Source organism: Haematobacter sp. (assembly GCF_032102465.1).
Taxonomy (GTDB): domain Bacteria; phylum Pseudomonadota; class Alphaproteobacteria; order Rhodobacterales; family Rhodobacteraceae; genus Haematobacter.
This window is the reverse complement of the sequence record NZ_DAMDHB010000004.1, coordinates 51,363-75,844: the sequence shown is the minus strand read 5'-3', so window position 1 is coordinate 75,844 and position 24,482 is coordinate 51,363. Positions and strand designations below refer to the sequence as shown.

General features: G+C 66.5%; 18 protein-coding genes and 2 tRNA genes. 15 read left to right on the top strand and 5 right to left on the bottom strand.

Annotated features, from left to right (window positions below; translation table 11 throughout):
- Nucleotides 1–75: 75 nt before the first annotated feature.
- The 3 genes from RT513_RS04535 to pcaF are packed head-to-tail and all read left to right on the top strand — an operon-like array spanning nucleotide 76 to nucleotide 2,697.
- Complete coding sequence (locus RT513_RS04535; RefSeq protein WP_290688240.1) at nucleotides 76–798, top strand: 3-oxoacid CoA-transferase subunit A; 723 nt, start codon at nucleotides 76–78, stop codon at nucleotides 796–798.
- The gene (locus RT513_RS04530) at nucleotides 795–1,484 is read left to right on the top strand and encodes a 3-oxoacid CoA-transferase subunit B (RefSeq protein ID WP_290688242.1); all 690 of its coding nucleotides are present in this window, start codon (nucleotides 795–797) and stop codon (nucleotides 1,482–1,484) included. The genes RT513_RS04535 and RT513_RS04530 overlap by 4 nt, the downstream gene beginning before the upstream one ends.
- Nucleotides 1,485–1,494: 10 nt before the next feature.
- Nucleotides 1,495–2,697, top strand: coding sequence for a 3-oxoadipyl-CoA thiolase (gene pcaF / locus RT513_RS04525; RefSeq protein ID WP_290688244.1), 1,203 nt, complete (start codon nucleotides 1,495–1,497; stop codon nucleotides 2,695–2,697).
- Between the two features lie 54 nt (nucleotides 2,698–2,751).
- Here the strand turns inward: pcaF and RT513_RS04520 are convergent, their stop codons facing one another.
- Nucleotides 2,752–4,329, bottom strand: coding sequence for a TerC family protein (locus RT513_RS04520; RefSeq protein WP_290688246.1), 1,578 nt, complete (start codon nucleotides 4,327–4,329; stop codon nucleotides 2,752–2,754).
- Nucleotides 4,330–4,753: 424 nt separating this feature from the next.
- On the opposite strand from RT513_RS04520, the gene RT513_RS04515 reads away from it, so the two are divergent.
- Nucleotides 4,754–4,828: transfer RNA gene (locus tag RT513_RS04515), tRNA-Gln, on the top strand.
- Between the two features lie 186 nt (nucleotides 4,829–5,014).
- Here RT513_RS04515 and selD read toward each other — a convergent pair.
- On the bottom strand, nucleotides 5,015–6,070 hold the full coding sequence (selD, locus tag RT513_RS04510) for a selenide, water dikinase SelD (protein ID WP_290688248.1): 1,056 nt from the start codon (nucleotides 6,068–6,070) through the stop codon (nucleotides 5,015–5,017).
- A 121-nt stretch (nucleotides 6,071–6,191) separates the two neighbouring features.
- Here selD and RT513_RS04505 point away from each other — a divergent pair, with 121 nt between their 5' ends.
- Nucleotides 6,192–7,406, top strand: coding sequence for an META domain-containing protein (locus tag RT513_RS04505; RefSeq protein WP_290688250.1), 1,215 nt, complete (start codon nucleotides 6,192–6,194; stop codon nucleotides 7,404–7,406).
- On the opposite strand, the gene RT513_RS04500 is transcribed toward RT513_RS04505, so the two are convergent.
- Nucleotides 7,390–7,899, bottom strand: coding sequence for an Lrp/AsnC family transcriptional regulator (locus RT513_RS04500; protein WP_256947288.1), 510 nt, complete (start codon nucleotides 7,897–7,899; stop codon nucleotides 7,390–7,392). The two genes, RT513_RS04505 and RT513_RS04500, sit on opposite strands and share 17 nt — an antisense overlap.
- Nucleotides 7,900–7,977: 78 nt before the next feature.
- On the opposite strand from RT513_RS04500, the gene putA reads away from it, so the two are divergent.
- From putA to RT513_RS04475, 5 genes are all read left to right on the top strand, one after another.
- A complete protein-coding gene (putA, locus tag RT513_RS04495; RefSeq protein ID WP_290688256.1) occupies nucleotides 7,978–11,427 on the top strand; it encodes a bifunctional proline dehydrogenase/L-glutamate gamma-semialdehyde dehydrogenase PutA in 3,450 nt (1,149 codons plus the stop codon).
- 75 nt (nucleotides 11,428–11,502) lie between these two features.
- A tRNA-Asn gene (locus RT513_RS04490) sits at nucleotides 11,503–11,577 on the top strand.
- Between the two features lie 1,372 nt (nucleotides 11,578–12,949).
- Entirely contained in the window at nucleotides 12,950–13,822 is an 873-nt protein-coding gene (locus tag RT513_RS04485; protein ID WP_035743698.1) for a branched-chain amino acid aminotransferase, read from the top strand.
- Nucleotides 13,823–13,859: 37 nt separating this feature from the next.
- Entirely contained in the window at nucleotides 13,860–14,831 is a 972-nt protein-coding gene (locus RT513_RS04480; RefSeq protein WP_088215153.1) for a hypothetical protein, read from the top strand.
- Between the two features lie 58 nt (nucleotides 14,832–14,889).
- On the top strand, nucleotides 14,890–15,345 hold the full coding sequence (locus RT513_RS04475; protein WP_035713720.1) for a universal stress protein: 456 nt from the start codon (nucleotides 14,890–14,892) through the stop codon (nucleotides 15,343–15,345).
- 764 nt (nucleotides 15,346–16,109) lie between these two features.
- On the opposite strand, the gene RT513_RS04470 is transcribed toward RT513_RS04475, so the two are convergent.
- Nucleotides 16,110–17,762 (bottom strand): AMP-binding protein, encoded by a 1,653-nt coding sequence (locus RT513_RS04470; protein ID WP_088215152.1) that lies wholly within the window; start codon nucleotides 17,760–17,762, stop codon nucleotides 16,110–16,112.
- Nucleotides 17,763–17,920: 158 nt separating this feature from the next.
- Between RT513_RS04470 and RT513_RS04465 the strand changes: the two genes are divergently transcribed.
- Complete coding sequence (locus tag RT513_RS04465; protein ID WP_088215151.1) at nucleotides 17,921–18,472, top strand: HdeD family acid-resistance protein; 552 nt, start codon at nucleotides 17,921–17,923, stop codon at nucleotides 18,470–18,472.
- A 2-nt stretch (nucleotides 18,473–18,474) separates the two neighbouring features.
- Here the strand turns inward: RT513_RS04465 and RT513_RS04460 are convergent, their stop codons facing one another.
- Nucleotides 18,475–18,909: a nucleoside deaminase gene (locus RT513_RS04460; RefSeq protein ID WP_290688268.1), complete on the bottom strand. Its 435-nt coding sequence runs from the start codon at nucleotides 18,907–18,909 to the stop codon at nucleotides 18,475–18,477.
- A 96-nt stretch (nucleotides 18,910–19,005) separates the two neighbouring features.
- Between RT513_RS04460 and RT513_RS04455 the strand changes: the two genes are divergently transcribed.
- The 4 genes from RT513_RS04455 (at nucleotide 19,006) to RT513_RS04440 (ending at nucleotide 24,477) form a co-directional block, all read left to right on the top strand.
- The gene (locus RT513_RS04455; protein ID WP_290688270.1) at nucleotides 19,006–20,988 is read left to right on the top strand and encodes a pseudouridine synthase; all 1,983 of its coding nucleotides are present in this window, start codon (nucleotides 19,006–19,008) and stop codon (nucleotides 20,986–20,988) included.
- Between the two features lie 221 nt (nucleotides 20,989–21,209).
- Nucleotides 21,210–22,187 carry a threonine dehydratase gene (locus RT513_RS04450; RefSeq protein ID WP_290688272.1) on the top strand — a complete coding sequence of 326 codons (978 nt, stop codon included), beginning with the start codon at nucleotides 21,210–21,212 and terminating at the stop codon, nucleotides 22,185–22,187.
- Between the two features lie 60 nt (nucleotides 22,188–22,247).
- Nucleotides 22,248–22,664 carry a DUF1178 family protein gene (locus tag RT513_RS04445; protein WP_290688274.1) on the top strand — a complete coding sequence of 139 codons (417 nt, stop codon included), beginning with the start codon at nucleotides 22,248–22,250 and terminating at the stop codon, nucleotides 22,662–22,664.
- A gap of 556 nt (nucleotides 22,665–23,220) precedes the next feature.
- A complete protein-coding gene (locus RT513_RS04440) occupies nucleotides 23,221–24,477 on the top strand; it encodes an aspartate kinase (RefSeq protein WP_290688357.1) in 1,257 nt (418 codons plus the stop codon).
- The last annotated feature ends 5 nt before the right edge of the window (nucleotides 24,478–24,482 follow it).

Below are 24,482 nucleotides of genomic sequence, written 5' to 3'. Positions count from 1 at the left end.
CATAGGGTCGCGCGCGACGGCCCGCCCGGACCCGTTCCGACCCCGAAGCGCGCGGCCCGCAGGAAGGAGACCCGCATGGACAAGACACTCCCGAGCACGGCGGAAGCCGTGGCGGAGATCGGTGACGGCGCGACTGTGATGATCGGCGGTTTCGGCGGATCCGGCGCACCGCTGGAACTGATGGCGGCGCTGATCGCCCGCTTCAAGGAAACCGGCAGCCCGAAGAACCTGACGATCGTCAACAACAACGCCGGAAACGGCCGCGTCGGTATCGCCGCGATGATCGACCTCGGCATGGTCGGCAAGATGATCTGCTCCTTCCCGAAATCCAGCGACCCCCGCGCCTTCACGGAGCGCTACCTCACGGGCGAGATCGAACTCGAACTGGTGCCGCAGGGCACGCTGGCCGAGCGGATCCGGGCGGGCGGCGCGGGCATCCCCGCCTTCTACACGCCCACGGGCTACGGGACGGAGCTCGCCGAAGGCAAGAAGATCGAGGAATTCGACGGACGCCCCTATGTGCAGGAGCGCTGGCTGAAGGCGGATTTCGCGCTCATCAAGGCCCGCGATGCCGATAGGCTGGGCAACCTGACCTACAACATGGCCGCCCGGAACTTCTCCCCCATCATGTGCACCGCCGCGGCCACGACCATCGTGCAGGCGAGCCATATCGTGGAACCGGGCAGCATCGACCCGGAGAACGTGATCACCCCCGGCATCTTCGTGGACCGCATCGTCCATGTGGCCGAACCCGAGCAGGAAGAGGTGCTCATCCGCGCAGGAGTTTCCCAGGAATGACCGTGAACGTTCGCGACGACATCAAGCTTTCAAATGCCCAGATCGCCTGGCGCGCGGCGCAGGACATCCGGGACGGCGCCTATGTGAACCTCGGCATCGGCTTCCCGGAGATGGTGGCGCGCTACCAGCCGCCCGGACGCAAGGTGATCTTCCATACCGAGAACGGCATTCTCGACTTCGGCGCCGCCCCGCCCGAGGGGCAGGAGGACTGGGATCTCATCAACGCGGGCAAGAAGGCGATCACGCTCAACCCGGGCGCGTCCTTCTTCCATCATGCGGACAGCTTCGCCATGGTGCGCGGCGGTCATCTGGACGTAGCGATCCTCGGCGCGCTTCAGGTGGCGCAGAGCGGCGACCTTGCCAACTGGCGGGTGGGCGACAAGGGCGTTCCCGCCGTCGGCGGCGCGATGGACCTTGTCCACGGCGCGAAGCAGGTCTGTGTCATCACCGAACACGTGACCAAGAAGGGCGAGCCGAAGCTGGTGGAGAGTTGCACCTTCCCGCTGACCGGCGTGGCCTGCATCACCCGTGTTTACACCAGCCATGCGGTGGTGGACATCAAGAACGGCCATTTCGTCCTGCGGGAGAAGCTGGCCGCGATGACTTTGGATGAACTGCAAGCGATGACCGGCGCCAGGCTGGTGATCGACGGGCCGGTCGGCGACCTGACCGTTCCGGCACTGTGAGGAGGACAGAATGACCGAAGCCTATATCTGCGACTATATCCGCACCCCCATCGGCCGTTTCGGCGGGGCGCTTTCCTCGGTCCGCGCCGACGATCTGGGCGCGATCCCGATGAAAGCGCTGATGGAGCGCAATGCGGGCATCGACTGGGAAGCCATCGACGATGTGATCTACGGCTCCGCCAACCAGGCGGGCGAAGACAACCGTAACGTGGCCCGCATGTCGCTGCTGCTGGCGGGCCTGCCGGTTGCCGTGCCGGGCACTACGATCAACCGGCTCTGCGGGTCGGGCATGGATGCCGTCATCATGGCGGCGCGCAGCATCAAGGCCGGCGAGGCCGAGATCATGATCGCGGGCGGCGTGGAATCCATGTCCCGCGCGCCCTTCGTGATGCCGAAGGCGGACACGGCCTTTTCCCGCAATGCCGAGATCTATGACACGACCATCGGCTGGCGCTTCGTCAACCCGCTGATGAAGGCCCAGTATGGCGTCGAGTCCATGCCGGAGACGGGTGAGAACGTGGCGGAGGACTTCCACGTCAGCCGTGAGGATCAGGACGCCTTCGCCCTCCGCTCGCAGGCCAAGGCGGCCGCCGCGCAGGAAAACGGCCGGCTGGCCAGGGAAATCACCCCGGTGACCATTCCCCAGCGCAAGGGCGACCCGAAGGTGGTGGACAAGGACGAACATCCCCGTGCCACCACGATGGAGGCGCTGGCCAAGCTCGGCACGCCGTTCCGCAAGGGCGGCACGGTGACGGCGGGCAATGCCTCGGGCGTGAACGACGGGGCCGCGGCGCTCATCATCGCTTCCGAAGCGGCGGTGAAGAAATACGGGCTGACGCCCATAGCCCGCGTTCTGGGCGGGGCTGTCGCGGGCGTTCCGCCGCGGATCATGGGCATCGGCCCGGCGCCTGCGTCCAAGAAGCTGATGGCGCGGCTTGGCCTGACGGAGAAGGACTTCGACGTCATCGAGCTGAACGAGGCCTTCGCGAGCCAAGGCCTTGCCACGCTCCGCGATCTGGGCATCGCGGATGACGATCCGCGCGTGAACCGCAACGGCGGGGCCATCGCGCTCGGCCACCCGCTCGGCATGTCGGGGGCGCGGATCACCGGCAGCGCCGCGCTGGAACTTCGGGAGACCGGCGGCAAGCGCTCCCTCTCCACGATGTGCATCGGCGTCGGCCAGGGGATTGCCGTGGCGCTCGAACGCGTCTGAACGACGGCGGAGCGTAACGAAAAGGGGCGGCAGGATCCCCCGCCGCCCCTTTTCTCATTCGGTGATCCCGGCAAGAGGATCGTCCAGACGCCTGACACGCACCCGGTCGATGGCATGGCCGTTCATGGCCGTCACCTCGAACTCCAGCGCACCCGCGCTCACCCGCTCGCCCACGGCCGGCAAATGGCCCAGCTGCCACAGGATGTAGCCGGCGAGCGTCGAATACCGCTCGGTCGCGTCCTCCAGATCGGTTTCCAGCAGGGTGGAGGCCCGCCGGATATCCACCCAGCCGCTGACCAGATAGGAGCCGTCGTCGAGCCGCTCCATCGTGGTCTCGTCCTCGTTCTCGTCGGCGAAATCCCCAGCGATGGCTTCGAGGATGTCGGTCGGCGTGGCGATGCCTTCGATCGTGCCGAATTCGTCCACGATCACCGCCATCTGCACCGGCGTCTTGCGGAGCTGCTCCATGACGCGGAGCGCATCGACGCTCTCATGCAGCACCAGCGGCTGTTTCAACGAACGGTCAAGGTTGATCGCCCCTTCCGCCAGCACGTCGCGCATCAGATCGCGGGTGAGCGCCACGCCGACGAAGTTCTCGATGCTCCCCCGCGCGACCAGATACCGCGAATGCCCTTCGCGCAGGATCTGCTCCTGCAGCGCCGCAACGGGCATGTTCAGGTCAAGCCAGTCGATCTCCGTCCGCGGGGTCATGACGGAGGTCGCGGGGCGTTCCGCCAGCGTCAGCACGCCCCGGATCATCTCCTGCTCCTCTGCGCCGAACAGGCCCCCCTCGCTCGACTGCTGGGCGATCACCTCGGCGTCGCCCGACAGTTCGCCCGACGCCCGCGACCGCCCGCCCAGCATGCGCAGCACGGCCTCCGCCGCCCTGTCCCGCATGTCGCCGGAGGTGAGCGACCGCTCGCGGTTGCGACGGCTGATCTGGTTCAGCGCCTCCACCATCACCGAGAAACCGATGGCGGCATAGAGATACCCTTTCGGCAGGTGATAGCCGAAGCCCTCCACCACCAGCGAGAACCCGATCATCATCAGGAAGCCGAGGCACAGGATCACCACCGTTGGATGGCGCGAGACGAAGGCCATCAGCGGCTTGGCCATCAGCAGCATCACGCCTACTGCGATGATGACCGCAATCATCATGACAGAGACATGCTGCACCATGCCGACCGCCGTGATCACGCTGTCGAGCGAGAAGATGGCGTCGAGCACGATGATCTGCACGATGACCTGCCAGAACACCGCATGGGCCACGCGCTGTTCCTTGTGCGCCATGTGGCCTTCCAGCCGCTCATGCAGCTCCATCGTGCCCTTGAACAGCAGAAAGACGCCGCCGACGATCAGGATGATGTCGCGCCAGGAGAAGCTGTATCCCAGCAGCGAAAACACCGGCTGGGTCAGGGTCACGATCCACGCGATGGAAGCCAGAAGCCCCAGCCGCATGACGAGCGCAAGCGAAAGGCCGATGATCCGCGCCCTGTCCCGCTGATGCGGCGGCAACTTGTCGGCGAGAACGGCGATGAAGACGAGGTTGTCGATGCCGAGAACGATTTCCAGAACAACGAGCGTGGCAAGTCCCACCCAGGCCGACGGATCGGACATCCATTCAAAGAACATTAGGAAAATCCTGTTGGAGTGTTCGGTGCAGCATATGCCCCGGCCCGCTTCATGGCAGGCGGAACTCTCTCGCGGAAACCGGACATGTCATGACAAGCGAACAGGGGGGCAGGCCCCCTTCGTCGTGGTCCCTCTCCGGGACTGTCGTCCTCCGGGGGAGGAACCGTGTCTGAATGCGAGGGCATTCTTCCGCTCTTGATGCTGCCCGGAAGACCTAGCGCAGCCACGCGTTTGCCGCAACCGCCCTGCGGCAAATTGCTCCATCCCCTTCGCCGGGGCCACCCGCCGCCTGCCCGCGAAGCGCTCCTTTCCACCCGCCCCACCCCTTCCACCCGCCCTTGCAAAGCCCCAAGACAGCAGGGCGCAAAAAGTGCGATTTTCCGTCTTGCACCCCCCCGCGGCCTTCGCTAAACACCGCCGCAGTTGGGGCGTCGCCAAGTGGTAAGGCAGCGGTTTTTGGTACCGCCATTCCCAGGTTCGAATCCTGGCGCCCCAGCCATCTACCGGAAATCACCCATGCCCTCGTGGCGGACCCTGTGATCGCGGGGCCTGCCTCAGCCTGTCAATGAGCAATGAGGGAACATGCCGCCCCGCCTGTGTGCAGGACGGCCCCCATCCCGCTACGCCACGGCGTCATGGCCACGTGCCGCCCCGCCTGTGTGCAGGAAAGGCGGGGGTCGCTGGTTCAGACGACTTCCACGCGCACCGGACCATCCGTCACTTCGCCGACAAGGCTCGCGCGGTCATAGCCTGCGGCGCGGATGCGGGCGAGCGTTGCCTCTGCAGTCTCCGGCGCGACGGCGACCAGCAGCCCGCCGGAGGTCTGCGGATCGGTGAGAAGCTTCACCCGCCAGTCGGGCACACCCTCCGGCAACAACACATCCCCGCCATAGCTGGCCCAGTTCCGGGCAGATGCGCCGGTCGCCAGCCCGCCTTCGGCCAGCGCTTCGGCATGGGCAAGGAACGGCAGATCACCCATCCCGAGCCGCAGAGCCAGACCCGCACCCTTTGCCATCTCCAGCCCATGCCCCAGAATGCCGAAGCCGGTGACATCGGTGATCGCGTGCACCGCCGGGTCGCGGGAAAGCTCTCCCCCGATCCGGTTGAGAAGCGTCGTCGTCGCGATCATCTCCTCATAACCGCCGGGTGGAAGGACGCCCTTCTTGATGGCGGCGGAATAGATGCCGACGCCCAGCCCTTTGGTGAGGATAAGCTTGTCGCCCACCCGCGCGCCGCCGTTGCGACGGATATCCTCCAGCGTGGCCAGCCCGATCACGGCAAGGCCGTAGATCGGCTCCGGCGCGTCGATGGAGTGACCGCCCGCAACAGGGATGCCCGCCTCCGCGCAGATCTCCGCGCCCCCGGCCAGAATGGCCCGGACAGTCCCGACGGAGAGCTTGTCGATCGGCATGCCAAGAATGGCGAGCGCCATGATCGGCCGTCCGCCCATGGCATAGATGTCGGAAATCGCATTCGTCGCCGCGATACGCCCGAAGTCGCGCGGATCATCCACCATCGGCATGAAGAAATCCGTCGTGGCGATCACGCAGGTTCTGTCATCCACCTGCCAGACCGCCGCGTCGTCCGAGCCTTCGTTGCCCACCAGAAGCTGCGGGAAGGCCTGCGCCAGCGGCTGTTCGGCCAGCAGGTCGCGCAGGACGGAGGGCGCGAGCTTGCAGCCGCAGCCGCCTCCATGCGCGAGCGAGGTGAGCCGGGGTTCGGAAAGGATCTGGTCGGACATGGCGAAAGCTCCGTTCTCAACCCGCGAAGTCTCGCACGCGGCCGGGCCGGGGTCGAGGCCTGCTTTGCCTCCGGCACTCTCCCGCTATATTCCTGTCTGGAACACATGAAGGAGGGACGCCATGCGTCTTTTGTCCTGCGCAACCCTGGCCGCGGTGATCGCGGGAGGGGCCGCCTTTGCCCAGCAGCGCGACGTGACGGGAGAACTCACCTACCGGGAGCGGGTTGCCCTGTCGGACGGCGCCGTCGCAAGTCTGGAGCTGCGCGACGAGACGGGACGGGTCGTCGCGGCGCGGGATATCGGGACGGAAGGGCGGCAGGTGCCGATCCCGTTCGATATCAAGGGACCGACCGATATTCCGCTGGTGCTGCGCGGCGCCATCCAGCTCGGAGGAGAGGTGATGTGGGTTTCCGATCCCGCGCCGATCGCCACGGGAAGCGGCCCGGCGGCCGTCCCTCCTCTCATGATGCATCAGCACCTGTCGATGGGCTTTGCCTCCACCTATCGCTGTGGTGACCGGCTGGTGGAGATCGGCTTCATCAACGACGGTGCCCGCCTGCGGATCGGCGCGGATTACTACGATCTTCATGAGGCCAGAACCGCCTCCGGCGCGAAGTACGAGGCGGAGGACGATCCGGGAACCTTCGTCTGGAGCAAGGGGCCGGCCGTCACCGTGAGTATCGGCGGCGGGGCGCTTCCCGAATGCCATATCGACATAGACAGCACCGCCAATGCCGATTTCGTCGCACGGGGCAATGAACCGGGCTGGAGTCTCACGCTGACCGATGGCAGCTTCACCTTCACCCCGCAGGAGGGGGACAGCGTCTCGGGGCGCCTTTCAGCGGCGGAGGTGATGCCGCAGGGGCGCCGCTACACCGGCGGAAAGGGCGTGGTTCTGGCAATCGCCGACGCTCTCTGCCGGGACTCCATGACCGGGATGCCCTATCCCCGCCAGGTGACGCTGATGGCCGGGGAGCGGGAGTTCAAGGGCTGCGGCGGAGCGCCCGAAGATCTTCTTACCGGGCAGGACTGGGTGGTGGAGGATATCGGCGGCGGCGGCATCATCGACAGTTCGCACGTCACCCTTACCTTCGCCAACGGGCGCGTCTCGGGGCGTGCCGGTTGCAACAGCTACTTCGCGGGCTACGAACTGACGGGGGAGTCGCTGCGCTTCCAGCAGGCGGGCGCGACGATGATGGCCTGTGCGCCCGCCCTGATGGATCAGGAGCGCAAGTTCCTCGACGCGCTGGCGAGCGTCACGGGCTTCGACTTTTCCGACGATGGGGCGCTGCTGCTGAAGGCGGGGGACGAGACGGTGCTCAAGGCCCGCCACTGAACACGGGGGATTCGTCCTTCACCGCCTCCATCGCGACGAAGGTCGAGGTGGAGGCGACATGCGGCAGGGTGGACAGCTTTTCCCCCAGCACGGCGCGATAGTCGGCGATATCGCCTGTCCGCACCTTCAGCAGATAGTCGAAGGAGGCGGCCATCATGTGGCACTCCTCCACCTCCGGGATCAACTGCACCGCGCGGTTGAACGCTTGCAAGGCCGCCTCCCGCGTGTCCGAAAGCCGGACCTCGACAAAGGCGACATGGGCAAGGCCGAGCCGGATCGGATCCAGCACGGCGCGGTAGCCCTTGATGTAGCCCGCCTCCTCAAGCCGCTTCACCCTCGCCTGCACGGGCGATTTCGACAGGCCCACCTTGCGCGCCAGTTCCGTCACCGGCAACCGCCCGTCCACCGACAGGGACCGCAGGATGGCCCGGTCGAAACGGTCCAGATCGTCGCTTTCCATATCGAACCGGGGAGCGGCCACTTTTCGGTCCATCGGCCTGTCCTTGTGCTGACTGCAGGCGATCCGCCTTCTCGAAGGGGTTTATCATGGGCGGATAACGGGAGAAAGCGGATGCGCGACACGGTGATGGACCTCCAGATGAAGATCGAAGCCCTGACGCTGGCGGAGGAAGGCCCCCTCCTCTCCCGGCTGGTGGAGGAGGCGCGCCTGTCGCCCGGCGACCGCGCCCGCATCGCCGCCAGAGGGGCGGAGCTGGTCCGCCTTATCCGCCAGAGCGCGAAACCCGGCCTGATGGAAGTGTTTCTGGCCGAATACGGCCTGTCCACGGATGAGGGTATCTCGCTCATGTGTCTGGCGGAGGCGCTGCTGCGCGTGCCGGACGCCGAGACGATGGATGCGCTGATCGAGGACAAGATCGCCCCGTCCGACTGGGGCAGGCATCTGGGCAAATCCTCCTCCAGCCTCGTCAATGCCTCCACCTGGGCGTTGATGCTGACAGGGCGCGTGCTGGATGAGCGGGAGCCGGGCGTGGCGGGCCACCTCCGGGCCGCGGTGCGGCGTCTCGGAGAGCCGGTGATCCGGGGCGCCGTCTCCCGCGCGATGAAGGAGATGGGGCGCCAGTTCGTCCTTGGCGAAACGATCCAGTCCGCCATGAAACGCGCCGAGGGGATGGAGGCGAAGGGCTTCACCTATTCCTACGACATGCTGGGAGAGGCCGCGCGGACGGAGGCGGACGCGCGCCGCTATCACCTCGACTATTCCCGCGCGATCACGGCGATCGCCGCCGCAGCGAAGGGCAGCGACATCCGGTCCAATCCCGGCATCTCGGTGAAATTCTCAGCCCTGCATCCGCGCTACGAAGTGGCAAAGCGCGCGCGCGTGATGGAGGAGCTGGTGCCCCGCGTCCGGGCGCTGGCCGGTCTCGCCCGCGCGGCGAACCTCGGCTTCAACGTCGATGCGGAAGAAGCGGACCGGCTGACCCTTTCCCTCGACGTGATCGAGGCGGTTCTGTCGGACCCCGCGCTGAAAGGCTGGGGCGGGTTCGGCGTGGTCGTTCAGGCCTATGGCAAGCGGTGCGGCCCGGTGATCGACCGCCTTTACGACCTTGCGACCCGGCTCGACCGCAGGATCATGGTGCGTCTGGTGAAGGGCGCCTACTGGGACAGCGAGATCAAGCGCGCGCAGGTTCTGGGGCTGGACGGCTTCCCCGTCTTTACCCGCAAGGCCGCGACCGATGTGAGCTATATCGCCAATGCGCGCAAGCTGCTCGGCATGACCGACCGGATTTATCCCCAGTTCGCAGGCCACAACGCCCATACCGTCGCCGCCATCCTCGACATGGCGACCGACCGCGACGCCTTCGAGTTCCAGCGCCTGCACGGCATGGGAGAGCGGCTCCACGACATCGTGCACGAGCGGGAGGGCACGCGCTGCCGCATCTATGCTCCGGTCGGGGCGCATCGCGACCTCTTGGCCTATCTCGTCCGCCGTCTGCTGGAAAACGGGGCGAACTCCTCCTTCGTGAACCAGATCGTCGATGAGGACGTGCCCGCCGAAACCGTCGCCGCCGATCCGTTTGCGGAGGTGGAGGCGCATCTGGCCGATGCCCACAACCCGGTGATCCGCCGCCCTGCCGGGATATTCGAGCCCAGCCGTGGCAATTCACGCGGCTTCGATCTAACCGATGCGGGCGATCTTGCCCGGATCGAGGCCGCGCGCGCGCCGTTCCTTGCCGCCCGCTTCCCCGCTGCGCCGATCCTCGCCCGGGCGGTGGAGGGTGGCGATCCCGTCACCGTGATGAACCCCGCCGATCCGGCGGACCCGGTCGGCACCGCACTGTTCGCCACGCCCGATCAGGTGGAAGCGGCTCTCGATGCGGCCCGACCATGGAACGCCCCCGCCGAAGACCGCGCCGCCGTGCTGAAACACGCGGCCGATCTTTACGAGGCCGATTTCGGCCGCCTCTTCGCCCTGCTCGCGCGAGAGGCCGGAAAGACGCAGGCCGATGCGGTCGCCGAACTGCGGGAGGCCGCGGATTTCCTGCGCTACTATGCCGAAGGTGCGGCGGCCCTTCCCCACCCCGCCCGTGGCACTTTCGCCTGCATCTCTCCGTGGAACTTCCCGCTCGCCATCTTCACCGGCCAGATCGCCGCGGCGCTCGCCGCCGGAAACGCGGTGATCGCGAAGCCGGCAGAGCAGACCCCGCTCATCGCCGCGCTTGCGGTGGAGCTTCTGTTGAAGGCGGGGGTTCCCGCAACGGCCCTGCAACTGCTGCCGGGCGACGGCGGGGTGGGCGCGCGGCTCACCTCCGATCCACGGATCGACGGCGTGGCCTTCACCGGCTCCACGGACACCGCGCTGGCCATCCGCGGGGCAATGGCGGAACATCTCTCCCCCGGCGCGCCGCTGATCGCGGAGACCGGCGGCCTGAACGCGATGATCGTGGATTCCACCGCTCTCCCCGAGCAGGCCGTCCGCGACATCGTCGCCTCCGCCTTCCAGTCCGCCGGGCAGCGCTGCTCCGCGCTCCGCTGTCTTTACGTGCAGGAGGATGTCGCGCCCAGCGTCACGCATATGCTCTTCGGCGCGATGGATGAGCTTGCGCTCGGCAACCCCTGGACGCTTGCCACCGACGTCGGCCCGGTGATCGACGCCGAAGCCGCCGCGGGCATCGCCGCCCATGTCGCCCGGGCGCGCAGCGAAGGGCGGCTGCTGAAAGATGTCTCCGCCCCCGGAACCGGCCATTTCATCGCGCCCGCCGTCATCCGTGTCTCCTCCATCGCCGATATCGGCGAGGAGGTATTCGGCCCCGTCCTGCACCTCGCCACGTTCCGCGCGGGTGAGATCGATGGCGTGATCGATGCGATCAACGCCACCGGTTACGGGCTGACCTTCGGCCTGCACACCCGGATCGACGACCGCGTGCAGGAGGTTGTGGAGCGTATCCACGTGGGCAACATCTACGTCAACCGCAACCAGATCGGTGCAGTCGTCGGCTCGCAACCCTTTGGCGGTGAGGGTCTTTCCGGCACCGGCCCCAAGGCGGGTGGGCCGAACTACCTCGCCCGCTTCACGCGTTTCCCCGCTCCCGCGGCGGGCAGCGCCGACAGGGCGGGTGCGGATCTCGCGGATCTCCGCGCAGCACTCTCCCGCTCCTCCGCTATCGCAGAAGATACACGGCTGATGCCGGGCCCCACGGGCGAGTCGAACCGGCTCGGCCTCCGCGCGCGCGGGCCCGTCCTCTGCCTCGGCCCCGGCGATGCCGCCCGGGCGGATCAGAAGGCGGCGGTGGAGCGTCTGGGGGGGAGGGCATTTGTGGTCAGCGGGCACCTGCCGCCTGATGCGCTTACCGGGATGAACGGATTCTCCGGCGCGCTCTGGTGGGGCGATGCGGCAGGGGGGCGTGCCTATGGCAGGGCGCTCGCCGCGCGCAAGGGGCAGATCCTGCCCCTCATCACCACTGAGCCGGACGCAGGTCACGTGCTGATCGAACGCCATCTCTGCGTGGATACCACCGCTTCCGGGGGCAATGCGGCTCTCCTCGCGGACGTCGCGGAATAAGCTTCGGGAGGGTGCGGAAAAGTTGTCTTTTGCCTCTGGACAGCCCCCGCACCCCCCGCTATACCGCCCCCGTGTTCCGGCGTAGCTCAGCGGTAGAGCAGTTGACTGTTAATCAATTGGTCGTAGGTTCGATCCCTACCGCCGGAGCCATAAATACCCTACAAGATCAAAGGGTTATGTGGCAAGACACACTCTCCGCCCTATAGTGTATCGCTACGCTGTGTCAGGATTGTGCAGAGTATCATCCTTGCAGGACAGCACTGACGAAACCGGTGGTTCGCATATCTTCCTTTTCGGACTGGCCATGCAGGCGGTAGCCGGACTTATCGGAGCGGAGAGAGGCCAGTAGCAGCGGTTTGAAGGTAACGGAAGGATGGCCGGTATCTCCAACCCGTGTCGTAATTCTTGATCTGGACCGGCGTCCGGTTAGCGCCTCGTGCGGTCACCAATCCTGATTTGCGGGCTGCCCCGCCTTACTCCGGGATCAGAGATTTTGCCTGCGCTCGTTCAGAACCGCTTTGGTTTCGCCATCCCGACCGGATGTGCCCTCAAGGCCAGATCGTCCAACGTCAGCGCAGGACAGACTGTCCAGCCGCCGATCACCGGTTACTGGTAGCATCGATCCGAGATTGCAGGCGTTGATGGACCACCGAAAACGTCAGAGCTGCCATACCCTGCCCTGCAAGGCCGGGAAGGCAGCCCCGGCATGACCCGGAACATGTGTGCCGTCTGGATTTCGTCAGATTGCGAACGATTTCCACTCCAACACAGGTCAAAAAGCCGTTTTCAGCAGCCTGCTAAAAAGCTGCAAAATGCTTTTCGGTTTTGAGTGGTGCGAAATTTCGGGTTTGGGTTGGAGTGGAAATCGTTCGCAATCTGACGAAATCCAGCCGGAAATCCATATGCTTCCGGGCGTTTCCGGGCTGATTTTCCGATTCTCGGCACATAGGCATCCCATTTCAGGACTTTTTCAGCAGCTTGTTAGGGGTGTTCTTGACTCCTCTTTGAGGCTGTCACCCTTTCACGGCAATGGACGAAGACACTATGGGAAATGTTCTCGTGGGAGCGCTACGGCCCCCACGCCGTTCGAACAGATACGCCGCTATCGCAGGCGACGCTCGCGCAGCAGGGGCGTCAACCAAAAGACGTTCGCCAGCTGGCACAAGCTGGCGACGGTCGAGGGCCTGAAAGGAGCCGCCCTTGACGATGCTGACCGGAGTTGGGGGTGCGCTTGCTGTCACTTTTCGGAGCCCGACACTTCTGCCGTTTATACAGGGCCCTTGTAATTATACAGGGCCCTTGTACGGGGCGGAGTCCCCCTGAGCATTGGACAGCTTTTACCGATAGTGCTCCGGTTTTACCGATAGTGCACCGGGCGCACGGATTCACGCCAGTTCGAACAATTGCAACGATCTCACGGCAGCGCGCAAACTCCCCCGCCGGTACGCGGCTTGGCACCCAGCGTCGCTCTGGACCCCGGCGGGCCAAAGTGCTTTACCCATCGCGACTGAAGGAGCTTGCCATGGCATTCGGAACCAATATCCGCACTTACTTCAACGGCACCTGGCATGACGGCGACATTCCGGTGATGCGTGCCGCCGATCACGGCATGTGGCAGGGGTCGAGCGTGTTCGACGGCGCCCGCCTGTTCGAAGGGATCACACCCGACCTGGACACCCACTGCGCCCGGCTGAACCGCTCCGCCGAAGCGCTGATGATCACGCCGAACGTCGATGCAGGCGAGATGGTGGACATCGTGCTCGACGGGCTGAAGTCCTACGGGCCGAACGCGGCTGTCTATATCCGGCCGATGTACTGGGCGATCCACGGCAGCGAGCTGGGCGTCGCGCCGCTGAAGGGCGAAACCGGCTTCGCCATCAGCCTTGAGGAAGTGGCCATGCCGCCGATCACCTCCTCCACCACGCTGACCACGACCTCCTTCCGGCGCCCGGTGCTGGCCGACAACGTGACCAATGCCAAGGCGGGCTGCCTCTATCCGAACAACGCGCGGATGCTGGTGGAGGCGCAGGCCAAGGGCTTCGGCAATGCGCTGGTGCAGGACGCGCTCGGGAATGTCGCCGAAACGGCGACGGCCAACGTGTTCATGGTGCGGGATGGCGAACTGTTCACCCCGATCGCCAACGGCACGTTCCTTTCCGGCATCACCCGCGCCCGTCACATCGCCAATGCCCGTGCAGCGGGTCTCACGGTGCATGAGGCCATCCTGACGCTCGACGATTTCCGCAAGGCCGATGAGGTCTTCCTGTCGGGCAACTTCTCCAAGATCACCCGCGTCTCCGCCTTTGAGGACACCACCTACAAGACCGATGCGATGACCCGCCGGATGCGTGACATCTACTGGGACTGGGCCCATTCGACCGCAGCAGCGGCCTGAACCCTCCGGCCGGCGGTTTCGCCGCCGGCTTGCCGCGATGCTCTCTGCGGGCATTGCGGTGGCGACGCTCGGGAGCACGATCCTCGTGCTCCGCGACACTCCCCTTACCGCGCCTTTCGTGGAGCGTTCGACGGCGGAAATCGCCCGCGCAGCGGATCGCGCCATGGCCCGCGCCGTCACGGCGGACTGGCTTCTCCCGCGGCTCGGCGATGCAATCCGGGCGGGGGATGAGGACGCCGTTTCCTTCTATGCCGCTCTTGCGCAAGACCATCGCATCCCTCTGCCCCCGCCGCTTGGCGAGGAGCTTGCCGCCTTCCGCGCCGCGCGGGAGGGCGGTTTCGCGCGGCTCTCGGAGTGCGCGGTCTGCGCCTATGACGTGGCCCGTTGCCCGAGCATCGAACTGCTCGCGATCTGTGCCCTGCCGGTTGAAATGACCCCGCTCGGCGACCTGAACGCCCTCCGCCGGGGAGGAGCGGCTTATCTTTCCGGCCAACCGCTCGACCGGCTGGAGACGGGTCTGGCAATCGTCGGGCTTGGGGCGACGGGGGCGGCGCTGGCCACGGGCGGGGGCGGTCTTGTCGTCAAGGCGGGCGCGACGACGCTCCGCCTTGCGCAGAGGCTCGGGAGGATGACGCCCGGCCTTGCGCGCGCGTTGGCGGAGAGCACCCGCCTGCCGCTGGGCAGCGGGGCGCGGGCCGCCCGTTCCGCAGACGTGACCGCGGACCTGCTGCGGCTGGGCGGAAACGCGGGGGTGGCGCCGACGCTGCATCTTCTTCGCCATATCGACAATGCAGAGGATGCGGCACGGATCGCGCGCCTGTCCGACGCGGCCGGCCCCCGCACGCGGGGCGTGGTGGAGGTGCTGGGCAAATCCCGCGCGTTGCGGCTGACGGTCCGGCTGGCTGACAGGGTGCTGGCGGCGATGGCGCTGATATACGCGCTCATTCTGCAAGTCGCATTATGGGCGGCGGGGCGTCTGGGGCGGGCGGCCCTCCGCGCGTTGGCTTGACGGTTGCGGCGGACGCCCGGCTTTGACATCATCGAACGGCTCTCAGAAGGGATCGGGAATGCGCAAGTTTCTGGTGGTGCTGGATGACACCAAGGAATGCCTCAACGCCATGCGGTTCGCCACGCTCCGCGCGGCGCATACCGGGGGGGGCGTGCAGGTCATCTCCATCATTCCGCCGGAGGAGTTCCAGCACTGGATGGGTGTGGCTGACATCATGCGGCAGGAAGCGCGCGACCGCATAGAGGCGCATTTCGAGGTTTTCGCCAAGTGGATGCGCGACAAGCACGGCGTGGATCCCGAACTGGTCATCCGCGAGGGCGAGCCGGTAACGGAGATCCTCGCGCAGGTGAAAGCCGACCCGGAAATCGGTATCCTCGTTCTGGGCGCCGGGGCGGAGAGCGCGGATCCCGGCCCGCTCGTCACGCAGATGTCCCGCAGTTCCGGCTCCCTGCCGATCCCGATCACCATCGTTCCGGGCGGCATGTCCAAGGAGCGGCTGGAAGAGGTGGCCTGACCGCTTCGCCGTAGGACGGTTTCCGTCCCTCGGTGTTTTGTCACTCGGTGCTCCACCGCCCGGTTTCGTTCCTCGCCTCAGTGGCTTCATCACTCGGGGCTTCACCACTCGGGGCTTCGCCGCCCGGCGGCTTAATCATGTGGTGGCTTCGCCTCCCAGTGCTTCGCCATCCCGGTGGCTTCGTCCCTCGGTGGCCTCGTGCTTCGGTGACCTCGTGCTTCCGTGCTTCGTCCCTCGGTGGCCTCGTCGTCTCGCGCCAAGGCGGGTTGACGGACTTCCCACCCCTTGCGGCCCCCGCGCGGCACCCTTGCAGACCCCGCGCGGCCACGGCCACCCTGCGCTTTGGCGCTGTGTTCGCTTCCGCGAAATGGCCCCGCATCGCGGCGGTCATGGGTTATGCAATGGCCGTTGATCGGGCGGGGGCCGTCCGCCACGGCCAGCCAGCGCGGTTACCCGTTACCCATGCGAAAGCTTTCACCTGTCGCACGGTTTTCCGGACGCCGGGAGCCCAAGGGGCGGACCGGCACTGACCACGCCAACAGATGGATGAAAATGGCTTTCGGCAGGCCTTGCGAAGAACGCCCACCCAAACAGGCCGCAAATCCGGGACGTCCCGGCCCCAGGACCTGATTTTCCGGATCTGCACGGGCGCGATACCAGACTTTTCCGCAGCCTGTTCAAAGACACGGCCTTTTCCGCAGCCCGCCCTTCGGCAGCGTGGTGGGTTGGCGCCGGCCGGACCGGCGCCCCCTGCATCCGTGCCGTCAGGCGACGGCGGTCGTCGCCCGCTCCACTTCCTGCTTGCGCAGGAGGAAGCGCTGGATCTTCCCGCTCGGCGTCTTGGGGAGATCGTCCACGAACTCGATCTCCCGCGGGAAGGCATGGGCGGATAGCCGTTTGCGCACATGCTGCTGAAGTTCCTCGGCCAGCGCGCGGCTCGCCTCGAACTTCGGGCTGAGGACGACGAAAGCCTTGATGAGTTCCGTCCGCTCCGGGTCGGGCTTGCCCACCACGGCAGCTTCCACCACGGAAGGATGCTCGATCAGCGCGCTTTCCACATCGAACGGCCCCACACGGTAGCCGGAGGTGGTGATGACGTCATCCGCGCGGCCCACGAAACTGATCGTGCCGTCCTCGTTCAGTTCGACCGTATCGCCCGTCAGGTAATATTTCCCCTTGAACGCCTTGGTTTCCTGCTGGTGATAGCCGCCGAACCAGAACATCGGCGAGGCTTCGCGGTCCATCGCCAGAATCCCCGGCTGCCCGGCCCCCAGCTCCTCCAGCGTCTCGGGGTTCACCACGACGAGCCGGTGCCCCGGCATCGCGAAACCCGCCGAGCCGAGCCGCACCTCATGCGACAGCCCGTGGAAGTTGCAGAGCACCATGCCGAGTTCGGTCTGCCCGTAGTGGTCATGGATGACGGTCTCCAGCTCGCTCGCGCACCAGCGGATGACCTCGGGCGTCAGCGGCTCACCCGCGCTGGAGATGGCGCGGACCTTGCCCTTCAGCGCCGGGCCGACACGGTCCCGCGCGGCGAGCAGCATGCGGTAGGCGGTGGGCGAGCCAGCCAGCACATCCACCTCCCGCCGCTCGATCACGCCGATGGTGCTCTCCACCGTGAAACCCCCCTCATAGAAGGTCGTCGGATGGCCCATGCAGAGCGGGCCGGAGAGAGCGTAGTAAAGCCCGTAGGCCCAGCCGGGATCGGCGACGTTCCAGAAGGAATCGCTGTCTTCCAATCCGATGGCCAGCCGCATGTACTGCGTAAAGGGCACCAGCGCCTTCAGCGGCACGAAGAGCGCCTTCGCAAGCCCGGTGGTGCCGGAGGTGAACATCATCAGGAAGGGATCGTCGCCGTTCCGCATGACGGGCGCGAAGGTATCGGGCTGAAGCGCCATCTCCGCCCAGAAGCTGTAGTCGCCCCGGCGGATACCCTCTCCCCTCGGGCCGCCCACCGTCACCACGGGCGGCAGCCCTTCGACGCCCTCCAGCTTGTGGCGGTTGGTGGGATCCGTCACGATCACCTTCGCCTCGGAAGTGGCAAGCCGGTGCTCGATCGCCTTGGAGCCGAAGGCGGTGAACAGCGGCACATAGACCGCGCCCGCCCGCCAAGTTCCCAGCAGCACGACGAGCAGTTCCGGCGTGCGCGGCAGAAGGCAGGCGACCCGGTCCCCCGGCTGCACGCCCTGCGCTTTCAGAAAGCCCGCAAAGCGCGCCGCCTGCTTGCGAAGCTCTGCAAACGTATGGGTGGAGGAGGTGCCGTCCCGCCCTTCGTAGAACAGCGCGATCCGCCCGGGAAGCGCGTGCCGGTCGCAGCATTCCACGCAGGCGTTCATGGCATCGAGCGTGCCCGAAAGCGTCTCCCGCACCAACGTATCATAGTCGAAGGTGGCGGTGGCCTCCTGATGGGTCTGCATGACTTTCCTCCCTTGGCCGCCAGGGCAAGGCGGCCTTCTCCCGCGAAAATTGTAGAAGCGGCGCGGCTGGCCTGCAAGTGGCGGTCAAATTAACTTGATTTGGGGGGCCAGCCCGCCAGATGACTCGAGGTCTACCGCTTTTCAACGAGGTTGAAATCATGACACTCTCATCCGAAGCTGACGACCGCGACGCCATCCGAAAAAATTGGGGATGGTTCCTGGCTCTTGGTGTGCTGGTGCTTGTTTTCGGTATTATTGCTGCCGGTAATCTTTTTGTCGCTACTATCGCTTCCACTTACCTGATCGGGATTCTGATGATCGTCGCGGCCATCGCGCAGATCGTTCAGGCGTTTTCCGTTCCGGGATGGGGAGGCAAGATCTTTGCCGTTATCGCCGCTGCTCTCTACGGATTTGCCGGGTATTTCGCATTCTCTCAACCGCTTGCGGCAACGGCGACCCTGACGCTCGCCCTTGGCGCTCTCCTGCTGGCCTCAGGCGTGATCCGGGTCTTCATGGCCTTCAAGGAACGGCCCCTTGCCGGCTGGGGCTGGATGCTGTTCGGTGCCGTGGTAACAGCCATCGCGGGCCTGCTGATCCTCTCCGGCTGGCCGGGAAACAGTGTCTGGGTGCTGGGCATGGTACTTGCCGTGGACCTGATCGCCTCCGGGATCAGCTACATCATGCTGGCACTCGGTCTGAAGGACGTCTGACGTCACCCGCGCCGGGCGAGGAAGAACGCTTTCAGCAGCCGTTCCGCCTCGCCCGCGCCGATGCCGTCATAGACTTCGGGAACATGATGGCTCTGGGAATGCGCAAAGATGCGCGGACCCTGCGCGATACCGCCGGACTTCGGATCGCCGGCTCCATAGTAGAGCCGCGCGATCCGGGCCTGCGAGATGGCGGAGGCACACATCGGGCACGGCTCCAGCGTGACATAAAGGTCATGTCCCGGCAGCCGCTCGGACCCGAGCGCCGCACAGGCGGAGCGGATGGCGAGTATCTCCGCATGGCCCGTCGGATCGGCCAGTTCACGCGTCCGGTTGCCCGCACGGGCGACGATCCGCCCCGCCGGATCGACCAGCACCGCGCCCACGGGAACCTCCCCCCGGAGGGCTGCTGCCTCTGCTTCGGCGAGAGCTATATCCATATGGCTGCGGAACGGAGACATGCGCCTAGGTGAAACCTTTCGTGCGGCGGTGCAAGCCCGCTTCCGCTGAGGCGGCTTTGGATGTAAGGCGACGCGATGACACAGGAACAAAAGACGGGCGAGCGCATCGCCAAGGTTCTGGCGCGGGCGGGGATCGCCTCCCGCCGGGACGCAGAGCGGCTGATCGCCGCGGGAGCCGTAACGGTGAACGGGCGGGTGATAGACTCGCCCGCGCTCGACGTCACGTCCAAGGACCGGATCACGGTGGAGGGTCGCCCCCTTCCCGCCGCCGAGCCGCCGCGGCTATGGCTCTATTACAAGCCCATCGGGCTCGTCACCACCGAGCGGGACGAAAAGGGCCGCGAGACGGTTTTCGAGAACATGCCGGAGGAGCTGCCGCGTGTGCTCTCCGTCGGGCGTCTCGACCTCAACTCCGAGGGTCTGCTGCTGCTCACCAACGACGGTGAGATCAAGCGGCGGCTGGAACTGCCCTCCACCGGCTGGCTCCGCCGCTACCGCGTCCGGGTGAACGGCCGGCCGGAGGACAGCGTGCTGGACCCGCTCCGCAAGGGGATCGAGGTCGAGGGCGAGCGGTTTCAGCCGATGCAGGTCGTGCTCGACCGTCAGCAGGGGGCGAACGCCTGGCTGACCGTCGGGCTACGGGAGGGAAAGAACCGCGAAGTCCGCCGCGCGATGGAGGCGGTAGGCCTTGCCGTGAACCGGCTCATCCGGGTGAGCTACGGTCCCTTCAAGCTTGAGGATCTGGAGCCGGGGGAGGTGCGGGAGGTCCGCTCGCGCGTTCTTCGCGACCAGCTCGGCCTCAAGCCGGAGCCGGAACAGACCGTCGCCATCACCCGCAGGCTCGGCACGAAGGCGGAGAAGGACAGCCCCCCCGGCAAACCGCGCAAGCTCTCCTCCGGGCCGCGCGACATGACGGGCGCGACCGACCCCTCGCGCTCGCTCCGCGTGACGAAGCCGATGCCGCTCCGCTCGGAAAACGTCCGGCCCCAGCGGGGCGAGGGCGGCAAGCCGCGCGAGCGTAGCGGGGGCGACGCACCGCCCCGCCCCCTCCGCAGCGATGCGCCGAAACCCGCCCGTTCGGCATGGGGTGAGGACAAGCCGCGCAAGCCGCGCGCAAATGCCTCCGCGGATCGCGGCTTCGCCTCCGACACGCCGCGCAAACCGCGGTCCGAAGGCTTCCGCAGCCATGGCGGCGGTGAGGGCAAGCCTCGCTCCGAGGGTTTCCGCAGCCATCGCGATGCATCGCGCGACGATCGTGGGGCTTCCCGCGATTTTCCGCGTGATGAGGACAGGCCGCGCCGCGAAGGCGGTGACAGGCCGCGCCCGCAGGGCGACGACCGCAAACCCCGGAGCGGCGGGTTCTCCCGCGACAATGCCAAAGGCACGGGCGAACGCGGCAGCAAATTCGGCGCGAAGTCCCGTGCGGAAGGCTTCCGCAGCCACAGCCGGAATGAAGAAGGTGCAGAGCGGCCGCGGTCCGGGGAAGGTGGACGGTTCGGGTCCGGGGAAGGTGGGCGGAGCGGCAAGCCACGCTTCGAAGGGCGCCGCGAGGATTCCGACAGGCCCCGCGCCGGCGGCCCGAAACCGGCAGGCAAGGGCTTTGGCCCGCGTAGCGGCTCAGGTGAGGAGCGCGGCGAACGAGGCCCTCGGTCCGGCTTCGGCAAGACGCCTTCGCGCGCGGGCGCCGAAAGTGAACGCGGGCAGCGCTCGGGGTTCGGCAAGAGCAACTCCGAAAAGTCCGGCAACCGGAGCTTCGGCAAGGGCGACGGTGAACGCTCCGGCGGCTTCGGCGGAAGCCGAGGCAGTAGCGGCGGCGGGCGGAGTGAGGGCGGACGGAGTGGCGGTGAGCGGAGTGGCGACGGGGAGCGGGGGTTCGGCAAGGGCCGTGCCGCTTCCGGTGAAAGCCGCTTCGACAAAGGCCCCCGCCCTTCGCGCGGGGGCCCGGATCGCCCGGGTGCGGATCGCCGTGGCCCGGATCGGGGAGAGCGCGGCGGGCCTGATCGCAGTGGCCCCGGCAGCCGCCCCCGTGGGCCGAAGGGTCCGCGCCGGGGCGAGTAAGGCCGCGAACACGTCTCGCGACGGAGAGCCTTCGGGCTCCCGGTCGTCTACGGGGCAGGTCTGGTGACGGAGAGCCCTCAGCCTCCCGTTGCGCCGTCAGAACATCGCCCGTGCCTATCGCCCGCGACAGGCGGGCGGCACACCAGCCGCCCGGCCTGTCTTGACGCGGGGCGGCGCTCCCGCGATCTTCGGGGAAAGGCAGCGGGAGGGGAAAGTCACGGATGTCTGAACGCTTCACCCGCGAAGAACTGCTGGAAGCTGCGGCGCTTGTGCAGCGTCAGCTTTCTCCCACCCCGCAGATCGGCTGGCCCCTTCTGTCGCAGGCGACCGGCGTGGAGGTCGTGGTCAAGCATGAAAACCACCTGCCGACCGGCGCCTTCAAGGTCAGGGGCGGCATCACGTACGTGGACTGGTTGCGCCGCACCCAGCCCACCGTGCCGGGTCTTTGCACCGCGACGCGCGGAAACCATGGCCAGAGTCAGGCCCGCGCCGCGACAGCGGCCGGCCTGCGGGCGCTGATCTACGTCCCGCACGGCAATTCACGCGAAAAGAATGCCGCCATGCGAGCCTATGGCGCGGAGGTGGTGGAGTTCGGACGGGATTTTGACGAGGCGCGGGAGGAAGCCTATCGCGTGGCCGCGCGCGACGGGTTGGCGGTCGTGCCGCCCTTTCACAGGGAGCTGGTGCGCGGCGTGGCCACGGCGGGGCTTGAGTTGCTGACGGCCTGCCCCGACCTGCACACCATCTATGTTCCCATCGGCGCAGGCTCGGGCATCGCCGGGATGATCGCGGCGCGGGATGCGCTCGGCCTTGGCACGCGGATCGTCGGCGTGGTCGCTGCGGGCGCGCCCACGGTGAAACTGTCGCTGGACGCCGGCAGGCCGGTGGCGACCAACCGGGCAGAGACGATGGCAGACGGACTTGCAGTGCGGGTTCCCGTCCCCGAGGCGCTGGCCATCATCGCGGAAGGCGCAGAGAGGGTCGTGTCCGTGACGGATGACGAAATCGCGCAAGCGATGCGGCTTTACTTCCGCACGATCCATTCCGTCGCCGAGGGGGCGGGCGCCGCGCCGCTGGCCGCGTTGCTTGCGGAGCGGGAGCGGATGGCAGGGCACCGCGTGGGAGTGGTCCTGTCGGGCGGAAATGTGGACAGCGACCGCTTCGCCACGATTCTCGAAGGCGGCGTTCCACCACCCTGAGGCGGCTTGATTTCGCCGCTGGAATCCATAGGTGTGACAGGTTCACGACGGAATGACCCCATGATCCGCTACACGCTGAAATGCGACCGGGACCATGCCTTTGAAAGCTGGTTCCAGTCCGCGGGAGCCTTTGATGCGCTGGAAAAGGCGGGGCAGCTCGCTTGCCCGAGTTGTGGGTCGTCCGCGATCGGCAAGGCGCTGATGGCCCCTGCCGTGAAACCGGCGGAGCAGGAGGCCCGCCCCCTCACCCCGCAGACGGAGCAGGAGAAACTTCTGGCGGAGGTTCGGCGGCATCTGGAGGAGAACTCCGAATATGTCGGCATGAATTTTGCGAGCGAAGCACGTGCCATCCACGCGGGCGATGCGCCGGATCGCGCGATCTATGGTGAGGCACGGGCCGACGAGGCGCGCAGCCTGATCGAAGACGGCGTGCCCGTGGCGCCCCTGCCCTTCCTTCCCACGCGCAAGGCCAACTGACCCGGGGCCGGAGCAACGGCTCCCTGCAAGACGGCATCCGGCTCGCAGGAAGCCCAGCCATCAAGCAAGTCATCGGCCAATCCCGGAGCGCGCCCCTGTCCTTCCTGCCCAAGCGTAAGGCCAACTGACGCCCGTCCGAAGCCACCGGAACAAGACCCACGGGCACGACGACCTGCGTCGGGCTCGCAGGGAGCCAAGCCATCGGGCAAGTTAGGCAGTCCCCCGGCTCCACACCTGGCAGAGACGCGATCCTGCCCCGGCTGCAAGGATCGCCACGTTTGGCAACGGCAACGGCAACGGCAACGGCAACGGCAACGGCAAGGTCTGGCAAGGCGGGAAACCGGACACCATCGGAATCTCGCGCCAGTGGCTGTCATTGCCTGACCGCCCGGAAGGAAACCGTGCCGGAGAAGGCCCGCAGCGACTTTCGCCCGCCTTTGCAGAAGGGCCGATGGATCGCAGCGCAGGCTCCTCCCCCCAATGGTCCCTTGCCCTTGCTCCGCCGCTCACTTATGACCCCCGGCTGACGGGCGCGGGAAGACGAACGGGGGGCAGGATGCCGCTTCTGGTGATGAAATTCGGGGGAACCTCGGTCGCGGATCTCGCGCGGATCAGGAATGCCGCCGAAAAGGTCAAGCGCGAGGTGGAGCGGGGCTATGACGTGATCGTCATCGTCTCCGCCATGTCGGGCAAGACCAACGAGCTGGTCGGCTGGGTGGAGCAGACCTCCCCGCTGTTCGACGCGCGGGAATACGACGCCGTCGTCTCCTCCGGCGAGAACGTGACGGCGGGCCTGATGGCGCTGACGCTGCAGGAGATGGACGTTCCGGCACGCTCCTGGCAGGGCTGGCAGGTGCCGATCAACACGACCTCCGCCCATTCCGCCGCACGGTTCGTGGACATTCCGCGCCGCAACATCGACCAGAAATTCGCCGAAGGCATGAAGGTCGCCGTGGTCGCGGGTTTTCAGGGGCTGTCGCCCGAAGGGCGGATCACCACGCTGGGCCGGGGCGGCTCCGACACGACCGCCGTTGCCTTTGCCGCGGCCTTCGACGCGGAGCGCTCCGACATCTATACCGATGTGGACGGGATCTACACGACCGACCCGCGGATCACGTCTAAGGCACGCAAGCTCGACAGGATCGCGTTCGAGGAGATGCTGGAACTCGCCTCGCTCGGCGCGAAGGTGCTCCAGACCCGTTCGGTCGAACTGGCGATGCGCTACAAGGTGAAGCTGCGGGTGCTCTCCAGCTTCGAGGATACTGAAAGCTCCGGCACCCTGGTCTGCGACGAGGAGGATATCATGGAATCGCAAGTCGTCTCTGGCGTGGCCTACAGCCGCGACGAAGCCAAGATCACCCTCTTCACCATCGAGGACCGCCCCGGCATCGCCGCAGCGATCTTCGGCCCGCTGGCGGATGCGGGCGTGAACGTGGACATGATCGTTCAGAACATCTCCGAAAAGGACTATGACGAGGCGCATCCGGGCGCGGTTACCGACATGACCTTCTCCGTCCCGGTGAACCAGGTCGCACGGGCGCGCAAGGCGATGGAGGATGCCCAGACGAGCAGCCTCATCAACTACGACGAACTCATCATCGACGACGAGGTGGCCAAGGTCTCCGTCGTCGGCATCGGGATGCGGAGCCATGCGGGCGTGGCGGCGAAGATGTTCGAGGCGCTGTCGGCGCATGGCGTGAACATCAAGGTCATCTCCACCTCGGAGATCAAGATTTCGGTGCTTATCGACCGGAAATACATGGAACTTGCGGTTCAGGCGCTGCATGATGCCTTCGAGCTGGAAAAGGCCTGAGCCGC